Source organism: Halomonas urmiana, assembly GCF_005780185.1.
Lineage (GTDB): Bacteria > Pseudomonadota > Gammaproteobacteria > Pseudomonadales > Halomonadaceae > Halomonas > Halomonas urmiana.
Genome location: NZ_VBUI01000010.1, coordinates 119,940 through 128,142, shown reverse-complemented (window position 1 = coordinate 128,142; position 8,203 = coordinate 119,940). Strand labels below are relative to the sequence as shown.

Here is an 8,203-nt window from a genome sequence, read left to right as displayed (position 1 = left end):
AGCGTCCTGCCATACGTCACCTATGCAGCTGCGACATAGGGAAAATTAGCACATCCGACTTTTCGGACAAAACCTAGCATATTTATATTGATAATTTACGGCCGGGATTAAGCAAAAGAGAGAAACACCATTTCTGTCATATAGATAGATTTTCTCGGCATTTCAAACACCTTCTCCCAGCTTTGCTCATCCATCACACAACAACCTTACTCTCCTGGATGTCACTGTCCCGTTTTCAACCAATCCCATCAAAAGCAGTCAGATCACCTGAAACCTCTCATCACCTCCCACAACTGAAGTTATGATCTCTCGTCCATAGGGACAGTAATATTGAGAGGTGCCGGGTGTTTCAGGGTTGACCTGACTCACACAGCGATCGACCTATGCTGAAAGACCTGGTGCCTTGAGGGTTCTCGGGTATCCTGATTCTTGGCCACCCCCTTGAAGCAAACCTTCCGGTATCGGCACAGGATCTTGATGACATGAAACGGATGCTCGACCTTGGCGCGGCTGCTGGCGTTGGTCTTCTCGATCGTCAGCAGCAGCGTCATCATGGGCTGTCGACCATCTTCTTGATGGTGCCACGCTTGGCGGCAACACAGCACCGGAAATCCTGATCGGCCTTCTCCCCGCCCAGGTATTTCCCCATGCCGGTGTAGCCGGCATCGCTGTATACCCGCTCGGCATCGTCACGCACGAGATCGCCAGCCATCGTGACATCAGACGTTGGCCGAGGTGGTGGCGAAATTATCTGTCGAGCCGGTAGCCACATCGACGCCGATATGGGCCTTTAGGCCGAAATACCACTGGTTGCCCTCTTTGCCCTGCTTCATCTCCGGATCACGCTGCTTGGCCTTGTTCTTGGTAGAGGGCACGGCAGCCACGTTGGTGGCTTCGACGATTGTGCCCTCGCGCATGAGCTGGCCCTGCTCAGCCAAGTGGGCGTTGATTTCCTCGAAGATCCGTTGGGTCAGGGCATGCTTCTCCAGCACGTGGCGGAAGCGCAACAGCGTGGTCGCATCTAGCACGCTCTCGACAGACAGGTCGATGCCCAAGAAGTCGCGCATTGCCTGGCTGCCGTGGAACGCATCTTCGAGCGCCTCGTCAGCGAGCGCATGCCATTGTTGTAGGGAGTAGATCCGCAGCATGCGCTCCAAGCCGATGGGCGGAAGGCCGCGCTTGCAGGTCGCGTTCGGGAAGTAGGCGGGCGAAAGAGCATCGATGAGCCGTTGCCAAGACACCAGGGTTTCCATCTGAGGCAGGGACCGCTCGCGGCGGGTGACCTTTTTCTTGTTCTGGTTTTCTGCCTGAGCGAACGAGATCTGTTTCATCGGATGGCTTTGTCAGACAGTGGAAGCAAAACCCGATTCTACCCCGCCGTTGCCGATCTGGCAGCTGCGGCTGGATTTATGCAGCGTTTCCCTTACAGCTGGGCACAATGGTCTAGTAGAACAGCCTTGGCAGCTCCTTACTCGGCACGAGCGCTTACAGGGAGAGCCCCGAGCCGTCAGCTCGGCACACGATCACTCACCAGCATGGCCGCAGCCAGGCGCCCCGCCCTGCGGGGTTTTTCTTTTTTCCACAGTCCTGATTATTTATAAATGAAGATAATTCCCGTTACGACTCTAAACCATATAAGGAAATATCAGAGTTGCAAGTAAAGAAGAGATAAATTCTTCTGATTCCTCCATCAGGTGTTGATCCGATGGATTAGTCTGGTATGATATTAGTCATCTAGGAGAAGAAATAAGATGAACTATGATTTGAAGAATATCGATGTTGCTGACATGACCGATGATTTTAATGCTGAAGAACCCACTTATCTAATAACTGCTGATGTATACGCTGGCGACAATGTTCTGGGTCATGTTGAAGAGTTCGTAAAACAGGGATATGTCTATCGTGAAGGGATGGGGCGAGACTATCAGGGATGGGAGGTTGATACATCTGCCGATAGCGCCTTTGGTGTTGGTAACAATGATCATATCCTCGAGGGCCTTGACTATGAGGACAGGGAAGAATTTATTGAAAAAGTCATTCTGTTGCTTCAAGAAGCGGTGGACAAAGAACTTAATATTGGATACCTAGATCTTTCCCCTGCCCTTCCTGGTGCCCAGGCTATCGCAAAAGAAATCAAGGATTTTGTATTTGAGCCGGGTTGTAATTCTGGACATGGCGAATACAAAGCTGTTATCCAGATTGGGAGTATAGAATTTATCGTTGATGATCTTTTCTACGAATATGGTGAAGACGCCCCCGGTGGGCATGGATCTAAAATAGGAATTATTAGATCTAGTGGTTGTGATATCTACGATGACAGCTGCAAAAAAATACAGATGGCCGCTCAAAGCGTAGGCCTGACTGGTGTAATTGAGCTTGGCGAAGGCGACATTGAAGAAATTATGAACGAGCTAGAAAGCCAAATTGAAGACTTTGTTGAAGAAAATTACGACCAGACAATAAAAGCGATGAGGGAAGCCGAACGATCCATGGAAAAGCACGAAGATATTGGTCAGTGTAGTCAGTGGGGCGATGTTTACGGCATGTAACCCCTAGCCTACCCCGCTGGTACAGCCTGGCGGGGTTTTCTTTTTACGCGCCGAGTGCAGCGGGTACAATACTGCTTTGCTCTCCCTGTACCATGGACCACGTATGGAGGCGTATTAACACCTTGCCTCAAAATGGGAGTACATTCATCTGCGCTCGCTGGAAAACCACAAGATCCAGTTGATTAATAGCGTGTTTCATGATTTTTTCCCACTTGTTCCACAATATCTAACATTTCAGACATACGGTGCTGACCACCCCTATACGTCAGGCCATCCTATCCAGAACGTGTCACTCCCCTGCACACCCAAGACAATCCAAGTGGCCGACTACACGCAGCTCTACAAAAGCGCCCTAAGCCTTGGTGTCAGCGACCAGGCAATGACGTGCAACGAGGCTTTCCTGTGGTACACCGAGCATTGGTACGACATGGATCTCATCTCAATAGAAAACCACGGAAAAGCCTTTCTGAACGAACTGATTTTCGAATTCGGCCCCATACTGCCATCTTTCCACCCCGTAGACGAAGATCAGGTCGGGGAACCCATCGGCAGCGTAGACCGCTAGCAATCCGCTGGGTCAAATGGTCGATGATGTTTTCCCACGCTTCCCTTCAGCCGCTCAAGTGGGTCATCAATTAATTTCTTGACAGCGCCCTCCCATTCCGGACATCGTGGCATGTTGTCCCGAAGCGCTTCTTTGTATAATTCATTTGCCGATCGTATATCAGCGCCTGCCTCGCCAAGCACCTCATTAACAAATTTGGTGTCGTCTCGACACATGCACTTGCTATAATTGCTGCTGACAACTCCGAAATTCCATCGATTTGGGTTGTACCCTCACGCAGTGCAAGCGCAAATTCTTGCTCAGAAAAGATCTCCCCGGTGCATCACTGCTATGCTGAGTCCAGGCATGATGCAGCCCTCTCAGGATAGAAAATCACTTTTTTGAATTGCGATATGACATCCAGGCTGCGAGTGGCACCAATACACTCAGCCCTAAGAGCGGTGATGCTATCAAAACCATTTCGAGGTATTCATTCACGATGCACCCCCTGGAGCTAGATTTCTTTCACTACCCCCTTCACACTACTACTATTTATCTACCATGGTTGCAATAGAGGTAGCTAGAAATGAAGGTTCTTCATGTAGATGGCTTGCCTCCCGATGTCCTGTATGACGACGTGGCATTCATCCATGCAGTCAGAACAGGGATCCCCGGACAGGTTGTACGTAAAACTGTTGAACTGCTGGGTGGGCATCACGAACTGGTAGCGAACCTTGCAGGGGTCCCCCCTGGCAACCTGCACCGCATCTACACAAAACCAGCACTTGGAAAGGCTTCGAGTGAGGGGATCCTTGACCTACTGCGGCTGTTCGCTTATGCCGCTACTATCCTTGATAGCGACGACATCGTCAGAGGGTGGTTCAGTTGCGAGATTCCCGCACTCTCGGGCTCCCGGCCCATTGATCTAATGGACACGTTTCAGGGAAGAGCCATAGTACGCGATGTACTCGGTAAGATCGAGCATGGGGAGTTCAGCTAGAGGGCAGCCACAGGCGCATTTGATCATCCGGGACCCTACAGTTAGCTTAAAAAGTCTTTTCTGGGTCCACGGCTCCCCCCGTTCCTCGCTCGCCTGCATGATGGCTACAACGGCATTACGTGCAAGGATATGAACCTCCGAGCAGATTCATTGGCGGAGGTCATATGCCATCATTGGCCATATCAAGGCAACACATACCCATAACTTTTATTTACGCTTCCCGCCCCCTACAGATAGACCAGGCAAATGAAGAAATCGAAAGATACGGAATCAACATACTATCGCAGTTTTTCTTTAGCCATTAGCTATTTCCCTTATAACCGATTGACTCAGACCCAATCACCAGAATAAAATAGAAACACAATTTGACGATACGACATGACACTTGAAGACCAACTACAGCAGAACATCGTTGAACATCTAACTCACTCTGGATTAGACAGATCTTTGCCTTCATTCAACGAAACTGAGGCTATAGATTTTTTAACTGCTGCAATTCAGTTTGACGGCACACAGTATGATTACACAGATACTCGCGAGATAGCCTTTATCTTCAAGGCAATGATTGATTTTGTAAGGGCGAGGAGGCATGGTGAGATAGCTTTCTATAGAAACCATATGTATTAAAAAAATGATTTTCTACTTGCCCATCTCTTGGGTGCACTAAACGACACTTTGAACAACACTGGTTTCTCGTCCGATATCATCCCTGCCACCAATCCGTAAATCTCCTTGCAGCAGATTCATGAGACGCTGAATACGGACACCATGCCCGCCATTGGGTTGATGCCACTAACGACACGTTCACTCCCTGGCGAGAACAGCTCACGGCGTGGGGACTGAACTACTGTGTGGACGCGCACTTCAATCGCAGAAGCCCGGCGCCAGGTACGGTCCCCCTGCCGTTCCACTGGCCAAAAGTGGGCACCCGCCGACAGGTTGGCAAAAGACTACGAATCATCACCCGATCTCGTTACTGAGACCAGGGGATGGTGACGGATGCGGTGTAAGAAGCGCACCTCCACAGGTTGCCCTTGTCGTCATGACCGAGGTCACGACTACTTTCATGATGGTTCCTGTCTGCATGCAATGCACCTTGAACTTATCCGCATTGTCAATTGCTTAAAATATTTTGCCTGGCTGTCATGGAGACGGATCAGTCGACTCGTCATGCAGTCGCCTGACCCCATGTAGTAAGCTGGCGACAGCCAGCTATCCTGAGAACACTGCAAGACGAACCGGAGTAAGACCTTGGTCAATGGAGACCTAGGGAAGCGACTGTGGGCAGCAGCTGACCAGTTATGGGCCAACACCGGCCTCATGCCCGCTGAGTTCTCAACCCCTGTGCTGGGGCTGATCTTCCTGAAGTACGCAGATAAGAAGTACGCCGCCGCCGAGGAAAAGCTCGGCCCGGTGGGTGAGCTGGACGTGGCGGAGGACTCCCTTCGGTGCTAAGTCCAGCACATGAATGCCACCATCGCCAGCCGCCAGCGCCGCTACTATGAGCTGGTGCTGGAAATGAACCCCGGCGTGTAGTGCCATGTGGATCCTGCGCAAGGTGATGATGATCGGTGGCGAACCGCGCACGGTCTACTTCGTGGTCTTCGTGCTCTCCTACTCGCGCCTGTCCTACGTCGGCGTCATCTTCGCGCCGCTGGAGATCACCACCTTCATCCACCTACACGACGAGGCGTTCCGCTACTTCGGCGGCTTGCACGAGAAGTGCGTCTACGACTAGACCAAGACGGTGGTCATCATCGAACAGTTCCGCGAGCTTGAGGTCAACCAGCGCTACCACGAGTACGCCACCACCGCCGGCTTCCGGATTCACGCCTGCTGCGGCTACGACCCGGAGAGCAAGGGCAGGATCGAAGACGGGGTGAAGTACGCCAAGCTGGTCGCGTTCTACGGCGATACCTTCCACGACGAAGCCGACTTACGGAGGCATGTGTAACAGTGGCTCGACACGGTGGCCAACGAGCGCACACACGGCACCATCGGCCGGCAGCCCAGGGAACAGAGCGGGCTCATCTGCGGCCCTATCTGACACCAGACTTGGCGGAGGGAGGCGACGACGTCCTGGACCCGCGCCAGGACGACGAGACCAGCCTGCTCGCCTGGAAGGCCAACAAGCACTCGGTGCCCATGGCCTACCGGTAGGGCCGCATCAGCGCACAGGAACAAGGCAACACGCTCCAGGTGCATAACCTGGAGAGCGGCGAGGAGATCGCCACCCATGAGCTGCATCTGGGCAAGGGGCGCACCCGGTGCAACGAAAACCACTACCGCTACCATCGGCAGCGTGAGGCCGACCTGGAGCAGGCTTTTGCGCGGCGCCTGGGCGAGCCCTTAGGCCGGCAGCTCTGCACCTACCTGCGAACGACGATGCCGCGCCACTACAAGAACCAGCTGGCCGGCACCAAGCGGGTGCTAGAGGCCGAGCCCGAGCTGGATCGGGCGCTAATAACCGGCTGGGTCATGCGAGAGCGGCTGACGGCCGGGATGCTCAAGGAGCGTCTGGAAGCGACTCGGCAGGCCAGGGCGCGGGGCCGCGATCCCGCCGATGCGGCGCCTGCCGCCGGCAGCATGCCTTCCGATCTGACACCATCCGCCCGACTTGGCCGCTCCAGCGGCTAGCAGGAGGTGACCCATGGGGCAGCTTGAACTGACCACGGGGGGTTACCGCAGCCTACGCCTCGGCTCCATTCCCGATGATCTTGTCGACCTACTGACCCGGGCCGAGGACCACGAGGCCTCCTAAATGACCATCGCCGACATGCTGGTCGAGCATGAACGGCAGCAGCGCGAGGTCAAGCGCATCGACCTCTACCGGCGCCAGGCCGGGTTCCCCAGCGACAAGCAGTTGGAGGCGTTCGACTACCGGCACAAGACCACTAGCACCAAGCGCAAGGTAAACGCCCTGCTCGACTTCGCCTTCCTCGACAACCGCAAGAACCAGGTGTTCATCGGCCCGCTGGGGGTGGGCAAGTCCCATCTGGCCATAGGCATCGGCCAGATGGCCATCGAGGCCGGTTGCTGGGTCAGGTTCCGCGTTGCTGACTTGGGTAATCGAGTCCTTGGGCAATACTCAGGAGCCCTGTATACCGCAGGTGCTGCGTTTATTGCTTGAATTCATGGCCGTCAGGCCGTGTCGCAGTGGTGAGGTTGTCCATGCAGTAGGTCTGATCGAATGCCAAGCGGTGCTTGCTCCCTACATGCGAGTAATTAACCTAGCCTATGATGCGCTATTTGCAATAGCCTAGCCAACACTCTGCAAATTATAATTGGATAGACTTTCAAAAATAAGAAAAGAAATAGAGCAAAAACTTTAGATCAACAACCATACCGACGTTTAAACCAATCCTGAAAAGGAACTTGAATATACACACTTCCAACAACTTCATCCTCCTCTCCATAGGCACTTGTGACTACAATCCCATCTTTTATCTCATAAAATCCTTCAGACTTTTCAACCATAACTTCAACAAGGCCGCATAGCTGATCAAAAAAGCTAGAATTATAAATAAAAACATCGCCTTCTAAACCTTTTGCTTTTTCAGACTCAAAAGGGTATTGGCTTTCTTCGCTCAAACTTGAGTTTTCAATACAGCTTATTGGGGTATTGTTACCAGGCAGGTCTCCTTTCACATTTTTCTCTATATACTTCTTAAGCCGAATATTTTCTTCTTCGATCAACTTAATCTTCAAGTCTAGCGTGAAGTCATCAAGATCTTTTTCTGACTTGGATTTTTTTTCACTCTCAAGCCCAACGTTATCGATATATTTTTTAAGTTCGTACCTATACTCAGGAGTCCTGTATAGTGAACTTTTGCTCATCGCGGATTTTGTATTAGAACCGTTCTCATCATTTAGCTTCACTTCCGAAATGACAAAGTCTGCCAAATGGCTAAATGACCTAAACTCAACTCGAAGTGATTGCGCCTTATGAAGAACATCTTTAATTGCTGATAACCGTTCCTCTTTCTTTTTATCTTGGTACTTCTTAAACCTATTCTCTCCCTTTCTAGCTCCTATTTTTAAGGCATCAATACTGTGCATATCTACTCTTTTGAATTTTTCCTCATCATTAACCATCATACCCCCAGAGAG

The 8,203-nt window shown here is 51.8% G+C and carries 10 protein-coding genes and 1 pseudogene; 9 read left to right on the top strand and 2 right to left on the bottom strand.

The annotated features are described in order from the left end of the window. Positions 1–422: 422 nt before the first annotated feature. Positions 423–1,331, bottom strand: a pseudogene (locus tag FEI13_RS08280) (IS5 family transposase); the annotation flags it as partial. Positions 1,332–1,751: 420 nt separating this feature from the next. On the opposite strand from FEI13_RS08280, the gene FEI13_RS08275 reads away from it, so the two are divergent. The 9 genes from FEI13_RS08275 (at position 1,752) to FEI13_RS08235 (ending at position 7,223) form a co-directional block, all read left to right on the top strand. Beyond that, positions 1,752–2,549 carry a hypothetical protein gene (locus FEI13_RS08275; protein WP_138181070.1) on the top strand — a complete coding sequence of 266 codons (798 nt, stop codon included), beginning with the start codon at positions 1,752–1,754 and terminating at the stop codon, positions 2,547–2,549. 319 nt (positions 2,550–2,868) lie between these two features. Beyond that, positions 2,869–3,114 (top strand): hypothetical protein, encoded by a 246-nt coding sequence (locus tag FEI13_RS08270; protein ID WP_138181069.1) that lies wholly within the window; start codon positions 2,869–2,871, stop codon positions 3,112–3,114. A 565-nt stretch (positions 3,115–3,679) separates the two neighbouring features. After that, positions 3,680–4,093 carry an antitoxin Xre/MbcA/ParS toxin-binding domain-containing protein gene (locus tag FEI13_RS08265; protein WP_138181068.1) on the top strand — a complete coding sequence of 138 codons (414 nt, stop codon included), beginning with the start codon at positions 3,680–3,682 and terminating at the stop codon, positions 4,091–4,093. Positions 4,094–4,471: 378 nt separating this feature from the next. Next, a complete protein-coding gene (locus FEI13_RS08260) occupies positions 4,472–4,720 on the top strand; it encodes a hypothetical protein (RefSeq protein WP_138181067.1) in 249 nt (82 codons plus the stop codon). 624 nt (positions 4,721–5,344) lie between these two features. Further along, positions 5,345–5,548: a type I restriction-modification system subunit M N-terminal domain-containing protein gene (locus FEI13_RS19440; protein WP_275668721.1), complete on the top strand. Its 204-nt coding sequence runs from the start codon at positions 5,345–5,347 to the stop codon at positions 5,546–5,548. An 85-nt stretch (positions 5,549–5,633) separates the two neighbouring features. Then, positions 5,634–5,831 carry a transposase gene (locus tag FEI13_RS08250; protein ID WP_138181066.1) on the top strand — a complete coding sequence of 66 codons (198 nt, stop codon included), beginning with the start codon at positions 5,634–5,636 and terminating at the stop codon, positions 5,829–5,831. Positions 5,832–5,840: 9 nt separating this feature from the next. Beyond that, on the top strand, positions 5,841–6,047 hold the full coding sequence (locus tag FEI13_RS08245; RefSeq protein ID WP_138181065.1) for a transposase family protein: 207 nt from the start codon (positions 5,841–5,843) through the stop codon (positions 6,045–6,047). Between the two features lie 245 nt (positions 6,048–6,292). Continuing rightward, positions 6,293–6,730, top strand: a complete 438-nt coding sequence (locus tag FEI13_RS08240) for a hypothetical protein (RefSeq protein WP_138181064.1) — start codon at positions 6,293–6,295, stop codon at positions 6,728–6,730. A 124-nt stretch (positions 6,731–6,854) separates the two neighbouring features. Further along, a complete protein-coding gene (locus FEI13_RS08235) occupies positions 6,855–7,223 on the top strand; it encodes an ATP-binding protein (RefSeq protein WP_204758378.1) in 369 nt (122 codons plus the stop codon). Between the two features lie 203 nt (positions 7,224–7,426). Here the strand turns inward: FEI13_RS08235 and FEI13_RS08230 are convergent, their stop codons facing one another. Further along, positions 7,427–8,191 (bottom strand): hypothetical protein, encoded by a 765-nt coding sequence (locus FEI13_RS08230; RefSeq protein WP_138181063.1) that lies wholly within the window; start codon positions 8,189–8,191, stop codon positions 7,427–7,429. Between the last annotated feature and the right edge of the window lie 12 nt (positions 8,192–8,203).